The sequence below is a fragment of the Adhaeribacter radiodurans genome (assembly GCF_014075995.1).
GTDB lineage: Bacteria > Bacteroidota > Bacteroidia > Cytophagales > Hymenobacteraceae > Adhaeribacter > Adhaeribacter radiodurans.
This window is the reverse complement of record NZ_CP055153.1, coordinates 4,118,432-4,138,082: the sequence shown is the minus strand read 5'-3', so window position 1 is coordinate 4,138,082 and position 19,651 is coordinate 4,118,432. Positions and strand designations below refer to the sequence as shown.

Below are 19,651 nucleotides of genomic sequence, written 5' to 3'. Positions count from 1 at the left end.
ATTGAAAAGGCTCCAAACAAAACACTTCCTAACAAGCAAAATCTATGTTAGCTTTTTAGATACGATTTGATATTAATTCCTGTTATTTACAATTTATTAGTAAGCTCTTCATTTAACTAGCAGCAGAAAGCATTTCAGGTTCGATGAATATTTGCTTAATCGATGGAAAACGTTCCTGAATATTTTGCCGGATAGTAATGATAGCCTTAGTAACTTCCGCACTGGTAACTTCTTCCCGAAAAGCTACAATTAGAATCAAAATAATTTCTTCCGGAGCCAGGTACATAGAAAGCGGGCGCAGCACTTTCTGAACGGTTGGGTGTGCTTCCGTTAATTGGGTTATTTCATCTAAAACTTCGGGGTCGGCGCTTTCTCCCATTAACAAACTCCGACTTTCTTTCGCTAACAAACCCGAAATAGCTGTCAGAATCAAACCAATAACAATGGAGGCAAGGCCATCAAATAAAGGATTGTTGTAATTATGCCCTAAAAATACTCCCAGGAAAGCTACGGTTAAACCTAATAAATCGGCTGTATCTTCAAACAATACTACAAAGGTAGAAGGGTCTTTGCTGTGCCGAACAGCTTTCCAAAACCGGGTGCTGCCACGTTGCCGGTTAAATTCTTTTAGGGCAGTAATAAAAGAAATACCATCAAAAACAAAGGCGGCTCCTAACACGATATAATTCCATTTAGGATCTTCTATGGGTACTGGGTGGAGTAAATGCTGAACCCCTTCGTAAAAAGAAATACCTCCGCCAATCCCAAATATTAAAATAGAAACAATAAATGCCCAAAAATAGAGTTCCTTGCCGTAACCAAAAGGTCGTTTGTCGTTCGCTGGTTTTTTACTTTTCGCAATGCCAAATAGCAGTAATACCTCGTTCGTGGTATCCACTACCGAGTGTATGCCTTCCGAAACCATCGCCGAACTACCTGTAACGCTCGCAGCAATAAATTTAGTAATAGCAATGGCTAAGTTTGCCACTAAGGCACTATACAAAGGTACTTTTGAGGCTGGCATTTCCGAAGCTACGTTTTATTAACCTGCATACGTGTACTATTTTGCGGTTTATTTGTTTACCCGTTGTAATACTTTATAAGTAAGTATAAGATTACTTGAACAAGTGTGTTTTAGATTAAGAATAAGAGAATTCTGAAGAAGCCTTATTCTTTGTAATGAATAGTGTAAGTAACCGAACAAAAATGAGTGAATTGATTCTATTTTTTCGAAGGAACCTATTTGGCTAGGTAGTAGAATAGTTTCCTTTGGAAGGATAATTATAGAATCCCGCGGATTTACTTTATTGCGCTTTTGTTTCTTGACTTAATTGTAAATAACTAATTCCAAATCTTGCTCGATACGCAGCGGATAGTTTGGTGATTTTAAGGTAAAGTCTTTTTTAGAACTTTGCTTTTTTGTTGTCTTATTTCGCTACAGCAAATAAAAATAATCCTGAGGCCTGCTAACAGCCAGTAATTTCCAATTTTCAGCTTAGTATTCATTTTTTACCTGCTTGGGCACTTACAGTTTGTACTTTTTAGGGCGGCTTAGTTGCTGAATTTTCACGGTTTAAAGATTTTAGTGTATGCTTATCTGTTTCAGTAAGATTGTTATTTTTAAAAATTTTACCCGTAAACGGTGTAGCCTGAAACAAGATTTTTATTGTCTTAAATCAGCGTTTAACTTTTTAAATAGTCCTATTTTATTCTATCTCTAGCTAAACCTTTAACCAGGTAATTAAGTAATCAAGAAGGTTGTTCCGGAGTAGGAACTATTTAAAGTGCTAATAAAACGTGCTTTAAATCTAAACAAATTTCTCATTCTAACTAATAAGGAAGATTTCTATGCTAGCAATGGATTATCGAGGGCCGAAGCGGATTCGCGTCACTCAGAAACCAATGCCCGAAATTAAGCACCCAGAGGATGCTATTGTTCGGGTTACTCGCTCTTGTATTTGCGGGTCCGATTTGCATTTATATAATGGCAACGTGCCCGATACTCGTGTGGGTACCACCTTTGGCCACGAGTTTATTGGGGTAGTAGAAGAAATTGGTGCCGAAGTAACTAAATTAAAAGTGGGGGACCATGTATTGGTGCCCTTTAATATAGCCTGCGGCAAGTGTCATTTTTGTAAACAAGGATTATTTGGAAACTGCCACGAATCTAACCCCATGGCAACAGCTGTAGGCGGTATTTTTGGCTATTCGCATACTGCCGGCGGGTTTCACGGCGGCCAGGCGGAATACGTGCGGGTACCTTATGCCAACGTGGGCCCAACTGTAATACCCGAAGGCATGGACCCGGAAGATGCCGTTTTACTCACCGACGTAGTGCCAACCGGTTATCAGGCTGCCGAAATGGGTGGTATTCAACCGGGCGATACTGTGGTAGTATTTGGGGCCGGACCAGTAGGAATTATGGCAGCTAAATGTTCCTGGTTATTTGGAGCAGGGCGCGTTATTGTTATCGACCACGTAGATTATCGGTTGGAGTTTGTGCGTAATTATGCGCAGTGCGAGGCCTATAATTTCCGGGAAATGGAAGACCCGGTGGTATTTATTAAAAAAACTACCGATTGGATGGGCGCCGATGTAGTAATTGATGCGGTTGGAGCAGAAGCTGCTGGTAATGCCATGCAAACCATAACCGGTCGAAAAACTTTAATGCAGGCAGGTTCTGCTACGGCTTTGCACTGGGCGATTAACTCCGTGAAAAAAGGCGGTATTGTTTCCGTGGTGGGGGTTTATGGTCCAACTGATAACCTGGTGCCTATTGGTAACGTGCTGAACAAAGGTTTAACCATCCGGGCTAATCAGGCTTCGGTAAAACGGTTATTACCGCGCTTGATCGAACACGTGCAAAACGGAATCTTAAACCCGAAAGCCATGATTACCCACCGTATTCCTTTAGAAGACGTGGCCGATGGTTACCGTTTGTTTTCGGCCAAGCTGGATAATTGTATTAAACCTGTATTAATTCCCCCATCAGCCAGAATGTAAAGTTGAACAACTATGGAAAATTTAAGAAAAGATTATTCGCATATAAAAGGATGGGGCATTGATGCCGATCCGGAAAACGATCCAACTTACCCCATGAAACCCCACCGTACCGATGCGGAGCAATCGGGTTATAGCTGGGAACGACCTACTCAACAGCCTGTAGATGTAGAAGTGCTGCATTCTATTGAACGGCCTAATGTTTCGGCAGTTTTTGGTACGGCAGTTCCTCCCTCTGGTTTAAGCGGTGTAATTCGTCGGTTTGCTTTTAAATACAGCGAAAACAGTTACCTGCATTGGCTACCTTTAATTTTAGCCGACCGGGTGAACGTGGTAGAAGGTATTATAGATGATTTTAAAACGGGCCACGTACCTAATATTTTCGCCGAAAAGGGGTACAATGCCGAATGGAAGCACGACAAAATAGGTTTAATAACCAAATTTGCCGTAGCCGCCGCGTTAGTAGCCGGAGTGGTAGTTTTACTAAATAAAAAAGATAAAGATGATTATGACGGGGATGATGATTAACCTGGCTGATTTTCTTTAATAATTTTACAATGTATAAGCAATGAGCCATGGTTTAATTCCATGGCTCTTTTTCGTTTATCTTTCTAACCTAATCTGTTCAAAGTGATGGCAAATCGTATCAAAAAGCTATTATAGATTTTACTTGCTAGTAAGCGTTTTCTTTGGAGCCTTTCCAAGGCTCCATGTACTGGTGCTAACTTATTTGACAAGCCTAAGTTTGCCTCGTGGCCGGCGGGCCTCGTTTAACTGTGGAGGGCGGTTTAGCGAACCTTGGCTCACTGCGTTGCGCCATGCTGCTTTGCAGCACCGGAACGCTAAAAGGCCCTCTACAGCCAAACTGGTGTTAGTTGCTGGTAGCTACTACTTTTCTTCCACAGCTTGTATAATTAACTTTGTTAATATTAAGAAGAAGAAAATGGTTTTTATAGGCGGCTACTAATGACAAGAATTAACGGAATGAAACTTCCTGTTCTGCTATACCTCTACGCAAATCCTGATAAATTCGGCTTAATACAGTATAGTACTACTAAATAGTAAAAACAGTAGCTACAAGCACTGATACCAGTTTGGCTGTGGAGCACCTGCTAGGATTCCGGTACTGCGCAGCAGTATTCCGCCGACGGAGTCGAGGAAAGGAAGGCTAGCGAGTGCGGAAGAGCCAAACGAGGCCCGCCGGCCACGAGGCAAACTTAGGCTTGTCAAACACGTTAGCACCGCAACCTGGAGACCGGAACCGGCTCCAAAGAACAACATTAAAGTCTGCTATAGCAACTACTGCTTACTATTGGGTAACAAAGGTGTGGGGAAAGTGAAAATTCCTAAAGCTAACTACTTAAACTAAACATTTAGTAAATAAATAGGTGGATTAAAAGAAAGATTACCCGTCAAATTATTCAGCCCAATAATCTACAACCATAACTTCGGCCAAAAGTGGATCTACCGATTGGCTAAAGGCTTTATGAATGGGGTGTTCGCCATAAGTATTTAAATCTTCCTGGTTTTTAACGGTTACCACAAAACAATGCGTAAACTTGCCGTTTTTATTCTGAATGGCTACATCCGGGCCACCTTCTAATTCCATTATCTGCGGAATTCGCGTTTTTAGTTGAAGAAAGTCTTTTGTTGCTTTTTGCATTTGCTCAGGGGTAATGCCGGGTTTAAACTTAAAAGCAACTACGTGGCGCAGTTTCTTTGTTTCCGATGAATTTGCCTGCAAAAATAAATTGGTACATACGCTAAAAAGCACTATTAGTAAAATTATATAGGGTAGTTTTCTCATGGTGAAAGAATAGAAAAATAAAACAAATAAGTAAACTTAATTCCTGGAGAATTAGATAAAACAAAAAGCAAGATGATAGTTTTCCCTCTAAATAGAAAATCCCTGCTTCAATTTAAAACTGTGTTTCTCTGGGTATGATGAAAAATAAAGAGATTAAGTAACTAAATAAAAAAAGGACTCAATATTAAAACAGATAGGAGTTAATTTTTCTTGTTTTCCTTTCTTAAAATTAGTTTATTATAAACCTGAAATAGTAAAAACTTTATTCATGAGACATTTACTTTTTAATCGGGTTCTGCGATTAAGCTGCCTTGCTTTGGCTTGTTTAAGCTTTTTAATTTTTAGTAAGGAACAAGTTTACGCCCAGACAAAAAAAGCCAGTACTACCCAATTTAATATTAAGCGGGGTACTAATATTAGCCATTGGCTTTCGCAGAGTACTCGCTTGGGAGCCGAACGAAAAGCTTTTTTCACGGAGAAAGATGTAGCCAATATTGCGAGTTTAGGTTTTGACCACATCCGGCTACCGATTGACGAAATGCAAATGTGGAACGAAGCCGGACAGAAAGAGCCCGAAGCTTTTGCCTTGTTGCACGATGCCTTACAGTGGTGTCAGAAATACAAATTAAAGACCATAGTAGACTTGCACATTTTGCGTTCCCATTATTTTAATGCTGCCGAAAAACCTCTTTTTACCCAAGCCGCCGCGCAGGAGCGTTTTTATCAGTGTTGGCGCGATCTTTCTGCGGAAATGAATAAATACCCGGTTAACCAGGTAGCTTATGAGTTAATGAACGAACCCGTCGCCGATAATCCGGAAGACTGGAACAAAATTGTTGAAAAAGCCATTGCGGTAATCCGCGAAAAAGAATTAAACCGGGTAATTGTAGTGGGTTCGAACCGTTGGCAATCGCACGACGAATTTGATAAACTACGCATACCCACCAACGACAAAAATATTCTGTTAAGTTTTCATTATTACTTGCCTTTCCTGCTCACGCATTATCAGGCCAGTTGGACCAAAACTGCTAAATACAATGGTCCGGTTCATTATCCGGGGCGCACCGTAACCGACGAAGAATTGGCAGCCTTACCCGCCGATATTGCCAGCCTGGTATCAGATTACGAAAAGAGCCACGTGAAAACGGTGTATAACGCCCAGAAACTACAACAAGATTTTCAGAAGCCTTTAGACTTTGCCCGTAAGCACGGCCTAAAATTATATTGTGGCGAGTGGGGAGCCCTAAATACCGCACCCAAAGCCGACCGCTTGCGCTGGTACCAGGACATGGTGACGACGCTGGAAAAAAATAATATAGCCTGGGCCAACTGGGATTATAAAGGCGGGGGATTTGGTTTCACCAACAACCAAGGCGAAAACCATCAAACCGAAATGATTAAAATACTAACAGGTAAACAATTATAGATAGAAAAAGGGGCGAAAGCCCCTTTTTTTATGCTTGTTCGTATGCTTGAGCAAAGGTGGGTGCAAAATCTTCTAATTTGGTTTTAGATAAAGGAACTGGTTTTTGCTGGTAGTAATCGGCTGCCATTTCGCCATTCCGAAGGGCCACTCCCATTTCGGTATAATTTTTAGCTATTTCTTCGGGTAAACCATTTTGTACCATTGCTCCTAAAGTATCCTGGTCGGAGAAATCAATCCATTGTAAATCGGGTTTACCTATGGCTTCACCAAAAACGGCGGCTATCTCTTTCGTAGTACGTTCGTCGGATACAATATACCGGATGTTCTTCCCGGCAAAATTTAAATTTAATAATGCTTCGGCTGCTACCTCGGCAATATCGTTGGTGTCGGCTAATACCATTTTGGTGTTTGGTCCGTAATTGCCGCCAATTATACCCATGTGCTTCACCATGCCGGCATTCGCCAGAAAGTTGTAGTAAAAATAGCCAGGCCGTAAGTGTAAAACATTAACATTCTGCAGGTTATTTAAGGCTTGCTCCGCGAAATGCAAACCACTTACCGGGCCGCAGCCTTCGGACATATGCGCACCAATACTGCTTAAGTTTACTACGTGTTTCACTCCGGACGCCTGAATGGCCTCAGCGTAAATTTTACCTACATTGGCAATGTACTGCTTCCAGTCGGGGGCCGTGATAGTAGGTGGTATCATGGTATAAACTGCATCGGCCCCGGTAAAAGTCTGTTTTAGAAAAGCTGTATCTTCTATGGAGCCGATAGCAGCAGTAGCTCCCAATTTCTCAATTTCGGCAGCTCTATCCGCAGAACTGCTAATAATGGTTACCTGATGGCCAGCTTGTATTAATTTCTCGGCTAAGGGTTTACTAATGTGCCCTAAAGAACCAGTTACAACGTATTTCATGGTTTCTGTTTTGTTTATCGATGCAACAAAAGTATATTTGTACTTACTTTTTTACAAGTACTTACCCTAAAGTAGGTATCAACTGCTATGACCAAAGTAAAAGAAGCTTCTACCAATCATAACAACAAAACCACGGCCTTGTTTGCCTGCCCGGTAACTTATACTTTAGGTAAGATTGGTGGCCGATGGAAACCATTAATCATTTATAATTTGCTTCCCGGACCCCGGCGTTACAGCGAATTGAAAAAACTGATTCCGGCTATAACCGAAAAAATGCTGATTCAGCATTTAAAAGAACTCGAAGCCGATCAACTGGTATGTCGCAAAGCTCTGGCTGTAGTACCTCCACACGTAGAATACAGTTTAACTTCTTCCGGATTAGAACTAGGTCCGGTATTTAATGAAATGGCCGGTTGGGGATTGAAGTATCGGGAAACGGAAGGTATTCTACAATAAATTTATTCAAAATATTAATTGCGGTTGCATTTAACAACTTACTATTAAATTAAAGGTATTCGTTTAAATACTTTTAGTAAAGTTTTGTGCTTAATTCTTAATGAGTTTATGAAAGATTAAGGTAGAACAGCAGGTAAAGTATTTAACTGCCTGCAACTTTACTTTATTCCTATTCTGCTTTTTATATTTCATTCCAGCTTCCACTCTCTTCTACGCTATCTTATTTACTATTAATAAATAGATTTTTACCATATTCAGGCTGCTCCTTGCCCTTACTTTTGAATTCTATTACTGCTTAGCTTCAGAAGCCAATAGTTTGACGTTCAATCCAATGGATTCAACGTTTTCTAGAAATTGGCTAGAGAAATTTTTCACCTTTAATTAGAATTTATATGAAAAGTAAGAACGGGTTATTACTGGTCCTGCTCGTGGGTGCCTTGGCCGGACTAAGTGCTTTTTATCCCAAAAACGATTGGGAAAATTTGCTCGACAAAGATTTAAGTAAATGGGAAATGTATCTGAGCTACCAGCACAAAGTTGGTTATAAAGGTGAAGTTCCGGTAGATGCAGATGGTACGCCCATTCAGCCAATTGGCTACAACAAAAATACCAGCAACGTTTTTTCAATAGTAGAAGAAAACGGCGAACCGATATTGCGGGTCAGCGGCGAGATTTATGGCTGCGTTTTTACGAAACAAGAATTTCAAAACTATCATTTAAAACTGAAAGTAAAGTGGGGCGATAAAAAGTGGGAGCCTCGTACCAACTTGCTTAAGGATTCCGGCGTTTTATACCATTCTATTGGCGAAAGCGGGAAGGATTACTGGCGCGCCTGGATGTTAGGACAAGAATTTCAGATTATGGAAGGTCACATGGGCGATTACTGGACCATTGCTTCTTCGGCTATCGACATTCGGGCCTACTTGCCCGAAGGAAACATGAACACGGTGGCGAGCGCCAATCAGCCCTTTTTACCTTTGGGAAAAGGAACCGAACGCAGCGGTTATTGTTTGCGCAGCGAAGATCGGGAAAAGCCGCATGGTGAGTGGAACGAAATTGAACTGATTTGCTTCGGAGATAAAAGTTTACATATCGTGAACGGGCAAGTAGTAATGGTACTGCAAAATTCCCGTTACGTAGAAAATGGCCAAACTATTCCGCTTACCAAGGGTAAACTGCAACTGCAAAGCGAGGCCGCTGAGGTTTTTTACAAAGACGTTAAAATTAAAAATCTGCCCGAACTTCCGAAACAGTACGCCGCCTATTTTACTAAATAGAACCTCAGAACTGAAATTCAGGGAAAATCGAAAAAGTACTTACAAAACTTTTTCAAGTTTTTATGTTGAGTGAATACCTGAATTGCAAATATTATGTTAAGCCAGGAACAAAGCCAGAATACAAAAAGCATCGATTACAAGCAAAGATGCGCTGATGTCGGCACGGTTGCCTGTAGCTAATTTTAGAGCAGTCCAAGACAAAAAGCCCCAGATAATACCTTGGGTAATGGAATAAGTAAACGGAATGAGCACCATCGCCAAAAAGGCCGGAATAGCTTCGTGCAGCAATCCCCAATTAATTTTAGTAACCGGCCGGATCATAAAAACGCCTACCAGTACCAAAGCCGGAGCAGTAGCAATAGCCGGAATTACCGATAAAAGGGGAGCTAGAAACAGAAAGGGTAAAAACAGAATAGCCCCTACAACGGCGGTCAAACCGGTTCGCCCGCCTGCCTCAATGCCCACCGCTGATTCAATGTAAGCAGTGCCCGGGCTGGAACCTACCAGTCCGGCCAGTGTGGTTGCTACGGCATCGGTGAGTAAGGCCCGTTTTACGTGACGAGGTTCGCCGTTTTCGTCGAGCAAGTTGGCGGCTTCTGCTAAACCTACCAAGGTGGATAAGCTATCGAACAAATCGGTAAAAACAAAGGCAAATATTACCGGCACCACTGACCATTGTAAGGAATGCTGCAGATCCAGGCGCAGGAATAAACTAAAATCGGGCGCGGCAAAAATACCATTTAAACTAACTAAAGGTGGGGAAGAAAGAGCCCACCAACGGCCAAGCGGGTAAGCAACTAAAGTAGTGAATAAAATGCCAAGCAAAATTGCTCCGGGCACTTGCCGGGTTACGAGTAATGCCGTTAGAAGCAAACCGGCTAAAAAAGTAAGCAGCGCTGGATTTAAAGGGCTTACGCCAATTATGGTGGCTGGATTAGAAATAATAAATTTAGCGTTGGAAAACCCGATAAGCGTAATAAATAAACCAATTCCGGCGGCAATGGCGTAACGCAAAGGCCGGGGAATGGCCCGCACAATAAAAGTGCGGATGTTAAAAACAGATAATAGTAAAAAAATAATACCTGACCAAAACACCGCTCCTAAGGCAACCGGCCACGGTACTTTCATGCCCAGCACCGCCGAAAACGTGAAAAAAGCATTTAATCCCATTCCCGGAGCTACTAATATGGGGTTACGGGCATACAATCCCATCATCAGGCTACTGCAAAAGCAAACCAATACGGTAGCTGTGAGTACGCCGGCAAAGGGCATTCCGGTTTGGCTAAGAATACTAGGATTCACTACAATAATGTACGAGGTAGCCAGAAATGATGAAATACCCGCAATAATTTCGGTAGATAACCTGGTTTTGTTTTGAGCAAGGTGGAAGGAGTAAGGCATTCCGGAACGGCTTTTTGTTTAACCAATTGTACTAACAGAACCGAATAAAGATAAGTTATCGGGAACAGTTTACCCAATTTATTTTGCCAGGCTGCTTATTAAACAGTATAGTTTCGGAAATTGGAAATAGTGAAAAAAGAGATGTTAGGTATTAGTTATTAGCAGTTAGATTTAGGAATTTTTACTAATTAGTAAATTTTACAAGTTGCAGTAGATTATATTAATGGGGACTTATTAAATAATATAATAAATAAGCCTCTTTAAGGGAGGCGTTTACCGGTTTTAAGTTAGAAATTGAAAATTATTTTTTCTTGTTTTTAACAGGCTTGCCTGCTTTAACCACCATCACAGTTCTTTGACTTTGCTTTTTCTGTTGTCCGGGTGCAAAGGCTCTGGCGGATTGGTGCCCATATACTTTTTTGGCTTGCCCAGGAGGTAGTGATCGTGCCACCGCCGGACCAGGATGAGAGGTGCGAACTATAGTAGTTTTACAGCAAACTACTACTGCGCTTATTACAACTAAAATAAAGGTTTTAAACCAGATTTTTAATTTCATAAAAGAATAAGTTTAGCATTATCAAGTACTCCTTTCTATTAAGGCTATCTTTAAGGTAAAATGGCCAAAATACTTTTTAACAGTTTTAATGTGCTTTTAACAAAATTTTGCAATTCTAATGCCAATAAATAGAAGAGTGAATATATTTTGGAGGTTCTATTTAATGCTTCCAGCTTGATTAGAAAAGTTAAAATTACTCTACTGGTTAAATTATATTTATCTACTGGTTAAATTATATTTACTAATAGTGTCAATTCTCTTTAGAGAATCGGCGTGATTCAAAAGTATAGTTCCCAACTACCGTTTAAAACTAGGATGAAGCGCCGACATAACAGTTGAAGGATTCACCAGTAGTTTTCTTGTAATCTATTTTTAATCCAATGGAATTTATTGTTTGTGTCTTAGGTAAAATTGTTAATGCAATTTTCTTTTCATTATTATACTTTAAATTTAGTGGTAATAAAAACAGCCGGTCTTTTGTACTAGAACCGACTGAGTTATTATACTTTTAGCAATTTTATCTGGCAAGCAGTACTTTCTGGTAATAAACTTTATCATAAGTCTGCACGCGCAGAAAATATAAACCGGGTTGCACGAAGGTTGGGGGCTGCCATTGCCACGCATACGTTTTATTTGCTTGTACTTCCCCTTCAAAAAGAGTAGCTAATAGTAAGCCTTTACCATCGTAGATTTGGGCCGTAATTGTTTGTGGGCGCGGTACTTTAAAGTGTACCTTAAGTTGGGTCGAAAATGGATTAGGATACGCTATAAAATTTAGGGTGGTAGCTAGGGCAGGGGGGGTGAGAGGAGGGGTTAAATTAGTGGGTGGAGTATCTAGATTTACATAGCCAACGCCGGTGGCAGATAATCTTACTAACCAATAATCGGTATTACCCCAATTTGGCTGCGTTTTATCGCCGCCAATTCCGGAGTTAGTTCGTCCTCCAATAATTAATCCTCCTTCTCTGGTTTCTTGTACCATCCGGAGTTCATCGTCGCCGTTGCCCCCAAAACGATAATCCCAAAGCTGGGCACCGGAGCTATCGGTTTTCACGAGCCAGTAATCGCCGCCGCCCCGGGTATTCTGGGTTCTATTGCCGTTACGCCCCGAAAAAGAAGTTCCTCCTAACACGTATCCGCCTTCGCGGGTAATCACTAAAGAGCGCAGTTCTTCTTTACCTTTGCCCCCAAAAGCTTTATCCCAAATTTTATTACCGTTATTATTTATTTTTACTAACCAAAAATCCTGGTTGCCTTGGCTGGGCTGCGATTTATCCCCCGTATCTTCCGAAAGACTTTGGCCGGCCAGTAAGTATTCTCCAGTGGGTGAACTGGCTATAGCAAAAAGGTTATCCTGTTCCGAGCCACCAAAACGTTTATCCCACAGCAATTGCCCGGTGCTATCTGTTTTAACAACCCAATAATCGGAGCCGCCCCGGCTGGCTTGAGTCTTGTTGCCGTTAACCCGCGAATTGGAAGTGCCGCCCAATAAAATACTGCCGTCTGGGCTAACGAGTAAATCAGCTAAATTATCGTTGGAATTACCGCCGTAACGTTGGTCCCAAAGTTTCTGACCTTGGTTATCAATGCGAAGTAACCAATAATCCTGTAATCCCTGGCTAGGTTGGCTTTTATCGCCGCTAACCGGCGAATTACTGCTGCCGGCTACTAAATAACCGTTGCGAGGCAAAGGTCGAATCTTGCGTAATTCTTCGGTGCCGGTTCCGCCGTAAGTATGGTCCCAAATTAAATCGCCTTTATAGTCCAGGCGGATAACCCAGAAATCCCGGCTGCCTCGGTTCGTTTCCGTTTTATCGCCGCCAATACCGGACTCGGAACTTCCACCGAGTAAAAAGCCGCCTTCGGGTAATTCCAGGATACTGTTGAGGTAATCGTTACCCGTACCACCATAAGTTTTGTCCCAGATTTTGTTCCCCTTATCGTCGGTTTTTACTACCCAAAAATCATAACCGCCTTGCTTAACCTGTGATTTGTCGCCGGTACTATCCGAAAGAGAATAGCCGCCCAGTAAATAGCCGCCATCTACCGTTTGAATTACCTGGGTAAAATTATCTTGTAAAGTGCCGCCGTAACGTAAATTCCAGGAGATTAAATCGGGTTTTTGCTCTTCTTTTACTTTTACTACCCAATAATCAAATTCACCTTTTATGCCATTAGTTTTATCGAAGCCGTCGCTTAAAGAAGTAAAACCGCCTAACAGGTAATTTCCGTTGTTGGTTAGAATAACATCCGTAAGAAAATCAAACCCATTGCCGCCATAAGAGCCCTCCCACAAGTAAATGCCATTTGCATCGAGCTTCACTAGCCGGAAATCTTCGTTACGGTTATTCTCCTGATTATTGTTGGTGTAGAGGCCGTTGGTACCCAGTAAATACCCGCCATCGGGAGTAGCTAAAACCGATTCTAATTCTTTATTGGCCTGAAGGAACCGGGAAAGATTTCTTTCTAAAAGCTGAATACCGTTTTCATTAACTTTTAGTAAATAGTTGCTGCCTACTAATAAGTAATTACCGTCGGGAGTAGATACAAAATCTTTGAGCGGGGTATTGTAAGGTTTGTAATAAGTTTTATTCCACAGTTCGGTACCGTTAGTATCTATTTTTATTACGTTAAAGTTCCTGGTTCTTACTGTAAATCGGGTGCTGTCTTTTTCGTACGTTACCGAATCGGTTTCGCCGGCCAACAGAAAGCCCCCGTCGGCGGTAGCTTTCACGTTTACCAGGTAATCCAGATTCCGGCCACCCAAAGTCTTATCCCACTGCACGGCACCGCTGCTATCTATTTTAACAATCCAATAATCATTGTTTCCATTACCAGATTCCGTTTTATTTCCGCCCGTTCTGGAATTAGAGCTGCCCGCCAATAAATAGCCCCCGTCCGGGATAGCAGCTAAGGCTCTTAACTGATCGTAATTAGTACTGCCCAAAGTTTTGTCCCATTGTTTAGTGCCCGTACTATCCAGTTTTACAATCCAATAATCAGAACCGCCTTTGCTTGCCTCGCTTTTATCATCTCCTATCGGGGAGTCGGAAGTGCCCCCCACTAAGTAACCGCCATCTGGCGTGGAAATAACGGCGCCAAATTCTTCCTGGCCGCGGCCACCCAAAACTTTATCCCACTGCTTCTGCCCATTTTTATTTGTTTTTACCAGCCAGTAATCAAATCTGCCCAGTCGGGGTTGTGTCTTATCAAAACCTACTTCCGCATCCGATTTTCCACCAATTAACTGACCGCCATCCGGAGTGTTAATAATGGAACCTAACTGCGAGCGGCCGTTATTTACATTATCTTGATCGTCTTGGGAAACGCGACCGCCAAAGGTGCTTTCCCAGACAATACTTTGCGCCGAAACAGAATTACAAAAACAGATAAATGGGAGCAGTAGAAAGAGCCGCTGCAGCCAGCCACAGAAGCCCACAGACAACACAAAGGGGTATACTACTTGGAAATAGACATTTTTCATAATTTGAGTTTAGCGGTTGGTTATATAAAGCAAGAAATATCCAATCTTCCAGCGTAGCCTTCGCCATACTATTAACCACAGACAATTGCATAGCAAATGCCAGAAGTAACCTGAGTTGGAAGGTAGGAGGAATACAGACTGAAATTTATAAAGTGCAATCTAATATAGCTATCAAAAAACAGAAGAAATTTTATTTTGAACCATGATATAATTCATAACTGCTTAATATTTAGTAATTTATGAAATAGGCAAGAATGAAATACGAGTATTTACGGAATAATGAAATATTCGGATTAATAATAAGCTGCGAAACAGGAAGTTTTTTATATCCTTAAATAAAACAATATTTAATTCTGAAATATACAGAGTAGTAATTGAAGAAAAGAAAGGGCGCAATATGGTTTTGGAAAGAACCAAATTTTACACGGAAAATGAAGCAGGCTTAGTTTAATTAAATTATTACTATATGGCTTTATTCTGAGCGGAAAGCCTTTTTTGGATTGTTTGAACAGTATTGAGGAAGAATTTTGCGTTAATCAGTTATTTAAAAAAACAAAGCCCCGGCATTTACCGAGGCTTTGTTTTTTAAGTTTTTACAATTTATAATATAAAATTTAATTTTAGTCTTGGACTGCAAAAGCAGTCTTTGACTAAAGATGTAAACTTATTGCATCGGCCTTATTCTTTATTCGGTTTTAAATAATTTACCAGTTCTTAACTGACCATTCACGACGGTGCGATACAGGTAAAGCCCGGGCTTTACGAATTGGTTTTGGTTGTCTTTGCCATTCCAAGGCAATTGTTGTTTACCCGCTGGTAACACGCCAAAATCTATTTGCCGAAGCTGTTGCCCGGTTGGCGTATATATTTGTAAACTTATGGCAGCTGGTTGCGCCAGAGTTAAAGAAATTGTTACCAGATCGGTAAAGGGATTAGGATAGACTTGTACCTGATTAGTAAAAACATCTGGTTCAATTAAAGTAGTACTTTGCCTTAGGGAAATAGTAAAAACACTAGCAGCAGGAGCCACTTTCATGAGCCAATAATCGGTACCTCCCTGACTGGGTTGCGTTCTATCGCCGCTGACATCTGAATTGGACCGGCCGCCGAGTACGAAGCCATCTTCACTAGTGCGTTGCAGGTAGCGGAGTTCTTCGTTGCCGCTGCCCCCGTAAGTCTGATCATAGAGTTTGTTTCCGAAAGCATCTATCTTTACCAACCAATAATCGCTGCCTCCTTTACTCGCTTGCGTTTTATCTCCACTCTGACCCGAAAAAGAAGTACCAGCCAGCACATAATCGCCGGCTTGGGTTTGTATAGCAGCCCGTAACTCGTCGTTAGCGCTGCCGCCATAACTCAAATCCCGAACCAGGTTGCCGTTGCTATGCAGTTGCACCAGCCAGAAATCTTTACCGCCTTGGTTCGCTTGGGTTTTATCGCCTCCCTTACCCGAAGTACTGGCGCCACCTACAAAATAATCGCCAGCCGAGTAAGATTGTTCGCTTAATAAACGATTAAAGCCCATAGAGAAAAGTTCGTCGTCGCCGGGACCGCCAAAGCGTTTGTCCCAGGTTTTAGCACCCGTACTATCGAGTTGCACCAGCCAGAAATCTTTCCCGCCGCGGCTAGTCTGCGTTTTATCGCCGTTAGCCCCGGATAGAGAAGTGCCTCCTAATAAAATGCTATTATTACTGGTCAGGCTAAAGCTGCCTAAGGTTTCATCTAAATTACCACCAAAGCGTTTATCCCAAATTTTATCGCCAGTAGCGTTAATTTTCACTATCCAGTAATCTGTACCGCCTTGGCTGTCCTGGCTTTTGTCGCCACTTGCCGGGGAATTGCTGGAGCCCGCCATTATGTAATTTCCGTTAGAGAGCTGCACTACTTTTTTCAGTTCGTCGTAGCCTGAGCCGCCGAAGCTTTTATCCCATTCTTTAGTGCCTTGCTTATCAATTTTTACGAGCCAAAAATCGCGGTTGCCTTTACTCGCCTCCGATTTATCGCCGCTCTTACCCGATAGCGAAGAGCCCGCCAATAAGTAACCACCATCCATAGTTTGAATGATGCGGTTCAGAAAATCATCCTCATTACCGCCGTAACGCTTGTCCCAGAGTTTTTTGCCGTTCTTATCGCTTTTTACAATCCAGTAATCGTTTTTCCCCTGGCTGTTTTGGCTTTTGTCGCCGTTGTTACCCGAGTTGGTATATCCGCCCGATAAATAACCTCCGTCCGGGGTTTGAATGAGAGAAGTAAAATTATCCGTACCTGAGCCCCCATAGCGCATATTCCAGGCAGTTTCTAGTAGCTGATTGTCTTTGATTTCTAAATTCACGATCCAGTAATCTCCGGATTCATTTAGGCCAGCATACGTCTTATCCAAAGTGGGTTCACTTTTGTCGGCACCAATGTCGGACCAAGAATAGCCACCCAGAACGTAATTACCCAAAACACCTATTACGGCAGTAGTAAGGTTATCGCCATTTGAACCGCCAATAGTTTTATCCCAGTCTTTTTCCCCGTTTTCATTTATTTTTACTATCCAGTAATCAGTACTATTTCGGAATTGCCCCTCCATTTTTCTGGTGTCCTCACTTTTTTCGGCACCTTTATCAGAAAAGGAAGAACCGGCTAAAATGTAACCACTCCCTGCATGCGGTAGCAACGTTGTTAAATTATCATCCTGGTTTCCTCCGTACGTTTTATCCCAGAGTTTAATACCCTCTTTATCAATTTTAACTACCCAATAATCATTAGAACCTCTGCTATTTTCACTTTTATCTGCTCCAGCATTGGAACTTGAGGAACCGCCTAACAGGTAACCCCCGTCTGGTGTCTGGATAAGGGATTTTAAATTGTCATCACTTTCTCCTCCGTAGGTTTTATCCCAGAGCTTTTTGCCGGTACCATCAATTTTTACCAGCCAGTAGTCGGGAGTATAGAAAAAGCCTTTATTCGCTTCGGATTTATCGCCGCTTTTATTAGAACCAGAAGAACCACCCAATAGGTATCCTCCGTCGGGAGTAGGTAGCAGGGAGTTTATATCATCTATATAGTCGCCGCCGTACGTTTTATCCCAAATTTTATTACCCGTCGCATCTATTTTAATTACCCAATAATCTGAGTAGCCTTTTACTACACCGTTGGGATCTTCGGAAGTTCTAGAGTTGGAAGACCCGCCAAGCAGATAACCTCCATCCAAGGTAAGAACCATTGCCGATAATTTGTCGGTATAAATTCCACCAAAAGTTTTATCCCAAAGCTTATTACCCAAGGAATCAATCTTAATCACCCAGTAATCTTCTACTCCCCCTCCGTTTTCACTTTTATCGCGGGTTCGGCCGGAACGGGAGTAACCCCCTAACAAATAACCGCCATCGGGGGCAGCCAACAAAGCGGTGAGATGATCGGCGTTAGTGCCGCCAAAACGTTTATCCCACAATTTGCTGCCGGTAGCATTGGTTTTAATAATCCAATAATCCTCATACCCTTGGCTATTCTGGCTTTTATCGCCGGAGTTTTCCGAAGATGAAAAACCGCCTAGTAAATATCCCCCATCCGTAGTAGCTACTATTGCGTTGAGGTTATCAGATTTATTACCGCCAAAGCTTTTATCCCATATTTTCTTTGCTGAGCCGGGTGCCTGAACAAGAAAGGTTTGGGTGGCGGTGATAGGTTTATAATGGGTATTGCCGGCTTGGGTAGCTTTAACTGTAACTTGTCCTATTCCGGTTAAAGAGAGTGTAGTTTCCTTAATAGTAGCAGGGCCAGATTCTACTGTAAATGAAACCGGTAAGCCGGAACTAGCTGTTGCCGATAAAGTAAAAGGAGCATCACCGAAGGTTTTATAAATAATGGGTTTAAATTGGATGGATTGAATTAAATCAACTTCCTGGTTACCTAATTTTACTACCCAAAAATCTGAGCCACCCTGATTTTCCGGATCTCGGTTGGGCTCGGTTTTATCGCCACTTACTCCCGAAGGAGACGTACCGCCAATAATATAACCGCCATCACTGGTTGGATGTACTGTTCGGCAATAATCATTTTTATTACCCCCAATGGTTTTATCCCAAACGAAAGTACCAGTAGCATTCAGCTTTACAATCCAATAATCGTTGCTATTAAAATTATTTTCATCATTATAGGACTTCTGGGATTTATCTCCACTAATATCCGAATCAGAATAACCTCCCAGAATATAGCCACCATCCTTAGTCTGTTGCAAGGCACTTAAGTAATCCCTTCTATTACCGCCTACGGTTTTGTCCCAAATTTTGCCGCCACTGGCATCTAGTTTCACCACCCAATAATCAAAGCTTCGGTTACTGTTCTCACTTTTGTCGCTGCCGCGGTCAGAATCGGAGGAACCACCGAGAATATAGCCGCCATCCTGAGTTTGCTGCAGTGCACCTAAATAATCGAAATCACTGCCACCTATGGTTTTATCCCATTCTTTGTTGCCATCCGATTTTAACTTTACTATCCATAAATCATCGGCGTATTTGTAACCTCCTTTTTGGCCTTGCGATTTATCCCCGCCTTTGCCAGCATAAGAGTTACCCCCCAGAATATAACAGTTATCTATTGTTTGTTGCAAAGTAATAAACGTATCAGACTCATTCGAACCTATGGTTTTATCCCATTCTTTGTCGCCGGTAGCATTTAGTTTTACCACCCAATAATTACTGTTACCGCGCCCTCCCTTATTGGGCTCTGTTTTGTCGCCGGTGTTATCGGAGGTAGAACTGCCCCCTAGAATGTAGCCGCCATCATTAGTTTGTTGTACCGTACGTAAATTATCTGAATTACTTCCACCGTACGTTTTATCCCAAGCTTTCGTGCCATCGGCCTTTAGTTTAACCACCCAATAATCCGATTCTCCTTTTTTACGTTGAGATTTTTCACCACCAATTCCCGACTCCGAAGTACCACCTAGAATATAGCCGCCATCCTGGGTTTGGTGAAGAGATGTCAGATTATCATTGTCCTGACCGCCAAAGGTTTTATCCCAGGCTTTCGTACCATCTGCTTTTAATTTTATAATCCAATAATCCGAACCCCCTCTCGTTGATTGAGATTTATCACCTGAAGCCCGGCCGTCAGAAGTACCACCCACAATATAGCCCCCATCCTTGGTTTGTTCTATAAAAGCTAAACCATCGCTCTGATTACTCCCAATAGTTTTATCCCAAACTTTATTTTGCCCCGAAGCCAGAAAACTGTAACTAACCAGTACGAGCACGAGGGCACTCCACCAGAACCAATAAGCAATCAGGTTCGAATAATTAGCATTCCCATTGAAGCCAGGTAGATGTGTTTTCATAA

General features: G+C 42.0%; 13 protein-coding genes. 6 read left to right on the top strand and 7 right to left on the bottom strand.

From position 1 onward, the window contains the following. Positions 1–112: 112 nt before the first annotated feature. Positions 113–1,024: a cation diffusion facilitator family transporter gene (locus HUW48_RS16540; RefSeq protein ID WP_182412003.1), complete on the bottom strand. Its 912-nt coding sequence runs from the start codon at positions 1,022–1,024 to the stop codon at positions 113–115. 824 nt (positions 1,025–1,848) lie between these two features. On the opposite strand from HUW48_RS16540, the gene HUW48_RS16535 reads away from it, so the two are divergent. The 3 genes from HUW48_RS16535 (at position 1,849) to HUW48_RS27320 (ending at position 3,875) form a co-directional block, all read left to right on the top strand. Further along, a complete protein-coding gene (locus tag HUW48_RS16535; protein ID WP_182412002.1) occupies positions 1,849–3,003 on the top strand; it encodes a zinc-dependent alcohol dehydrogenase in 1,155 nt (384 codons plus the stop codon). A 12-nt stretch (positions 3,004–3,015) separates the two neighbouring features. Continuing rightward, positions 3,016–3,528 carry a hypothetical protein gene (locus tag HUW48_RS16530; protein ID WP_182412001.1) on the top strand — a complete coding sequence of 171 codons (513 nt, stop codon included), beginning with the start codon at positions 3,016–3,018 and terminating at the stop codon, positions 3,526–3,528. A gap of 224 nt (positions 3,529–3,752) precedes the next feature. Beyond that, positions 3,753–3,875 carry a hypothetical protein gene (locus tag HUW48_RS27320; protein ID WP_262891449.1) on the top strand — a complete coding sequence of 41 codons (123 nt, stop codon included), beginning with the start codon at positions 3,753–3,755 and terminating at the stop codon, positions 3,873–3,875. Between the two features lie 542 nt (positions 3,876–4,417). Here HUW48_RS27320 and HUW48_RS16525 read toward each other — a convergent pair. Next, positions 4,418–4,807, bottom strand: coding sequence for a Dabb family protein (locus HUW48_RS16525; protein ID WP_182412000.1), 390 nt, complete (start codon positions 4,805–4,807; stop codon positions 4,418–4,420). A gap of 268 nt (positions 4,808–5,075) precedes the next feature. Between HUW48_RS16525 and HUW48_RS16520 the strand changes: the two genes are divergently transcribed. Next, positions 5,076–6,233: a glycoside hydrolase family 5 protein gene (locus HUW48_RS16520; protein WP_182411999.1), complete on the top strand. Its 1,158-nt coding sequence runs from the start codon at positions 5,076–5,078 to the stop codon at positions 6,231–6,233. Between the two features lie 28 nt (positions 6,234–6,261). On the opposite strand, the gene HUW48_RS16515 is transcribed toward HUW48_RS16520, so the two are convergent. Beyond that, positions 6,262–7,152, bottom strand: a complete 891-nt coding sequence (locus tag HUW48_RS16515) for an NmrA family NAD(P)-binding protein (protein WP_182411998.1) — start codon at positions 7,150–7,152, stop codon at positions 6,262–6,264. Between the two features lie 87 nt (positions 7,153–7,239). Here HUW48_RS16515 and HUW48_RS16510 point away from each other — a divergent pair, with 87 nt between their 5' ends. Together HUW48_RS16510 and HUW48_RS16505 are read left to right on the top strand one after the other, a co-directional pair. Continuing rightward, entirely contained in the window at positions 7,240–7,608 is a 369-nt protein-coding gene (locus HUW48_RS16510) for a winged helix-turn-helix transcriptional regulator (protein ID WP_182411997.1), read from the top strand. 392 nt (positions 7,609–8,000) lie between these two features. Continuing rightward, entirely contained in the window at positions 8,001–8,885 is an 885-nt protein-coding gene (locus HUW48_RS16505; RefSeq protein ID WP_182411996.1) for a 3-keto-disaccharide hydrolase, read from the top strand. Between the two features lie 96 nt (positions 8,886–8,981). Here HUW48_RS16505 and HUW48_RS16500 read toward each other — a convergent pair whose 3' ends face one another. The 4 genes from HUW48_RS16500 to HUW48_RS16485 form a co-directional block, all read right to left on the bottom strand. Then, on the bottom strand, positions 8,982–10,286 hold the full coding sequence (locus tag HUW48_RS16500) for an NCS2 family permease (RefSeq protein ID WP_182411995.1): 1,305 nt from the start codon (positions 10,284–10,286) through the stop codon (positions 8,982–8,984). 301 nt (positions 10,287–10,587) lie between these two features. Beyond that, positions 10,588–10,842, bottom strand: coding sequence for a quinol oxidase subunit 4 (locus tag HUW48_RS16495; RefSeq protein ID WP_182416538.1), 255 nt, complete (start codon positions 10,840–10,842; stop codon positions 10,588–10,590). Positions 10,843–11,359: 517 nt separating this feature from the next. Beyond that, entirely contained in the window at positions 11,360–14,326 is a 2,967-nt protein-coding gene (locus HUW48_RS16490; RefSeq protein WP_182411994.1) for a T9SS type A sorting domain-containing protein, read from the bottom strand. 685 nt (positions 14,327–15,011) lie between these two features. Then, positions 15,012–19,649: a FlgD immunoglobulin-like domain containing protein gene (locus tag HUW48_RS16485; protein WP_182411993.1), complete on the bottom strand. Its 4,638-nt coding sequence runs from the start codon at positions 19,647–19,649 to the stop codon at positions 15,012–15,014. Positions 19,650–19,651: the final 2 nt, after the last annotated feature.

Coding starts and splice junctions, on each gene's coding strand:
- HUW48_RS16505 (WP_182411996.1), top strand. CDS start 8,001: ATGAAAAGTAAGAACGGGTTATTACTGGTCCTGCTCGTGGGTGCCTTG.
- HUW48_RS16525 (WP_182412000.1), bottom strand. CDS start 4,807: ATGAGAAAACTACCCTATATAATTTTACTAATAGTGCTTTTTAGCGTA.
- HUW48_RS16540 (WP_182412003.1), bottom strand. CDS start 1,024: ATGCCAGCCTCAAAAGTACCTTTGTATAGTGCCTTAGTGGCAAACTTA.
- HUW48_RS16500 (WP_182411995.1), bottom strand. CDS start 10,286: ATGCCTTACTCCTTCCACCTTGCTCAAAACAAAACCAGGTTATCTACC.
- HUW48_RS16490 (WP_182411994.1), bottom strand. CDS start 14,326: ATGAAAAATGTCTATTTCCAAGTAGTATACCCCTTTGTGTTGTCTGTG.
- HUW48_RS16535 (WP_182412002.1), top strand. CDS start 1,849: ATGCTAGCAATGGATTATCGAGGGCCGAAGCGGATTCGCGTCACTCAG.
- HUW48_RS16530 (WP_182412001.1), top strand. CDS start 3,016: ATGGAAAATTTAAGAAAAGATTATTCGCATATAAAAGGATGGGGCATT.
- HUW48_RS16510 (WP_182411997.1), top strand. CDS start 7,240: ATGACCAAAGTAAAAGAAGCTTCTACCAATCATAACAACAAAACCACG.
- HUW48_RS16515 (WP_182411998.1), bottom strand. CDS start 7,152: ATGAAATACGTTGTAACTGGTTCTTTAGGGCACATTAGTAAACCCTTA.
- HUW48_RS16520 (WP_182411999.1), top strand. CDS start 5,076: ATGAGACATTTACTTTTTAATCGGGTTCTGCGATTAAGCTGCCTTGCT.
- HUW48_RS16495 (WP_182416538.1), bottom strand. CDS start 10,842: ATGAAATTAAAAATCTGGTTTAAAACCTTTATTTTAGTTGTAATAAGC.
- HUW48_RS16485 (WP_182411993.1), bottom strand. CDS start 19,649: ATGAAAACACATCTACCTGGCTTCAATGGGAATGCTAATTATTCGAAC.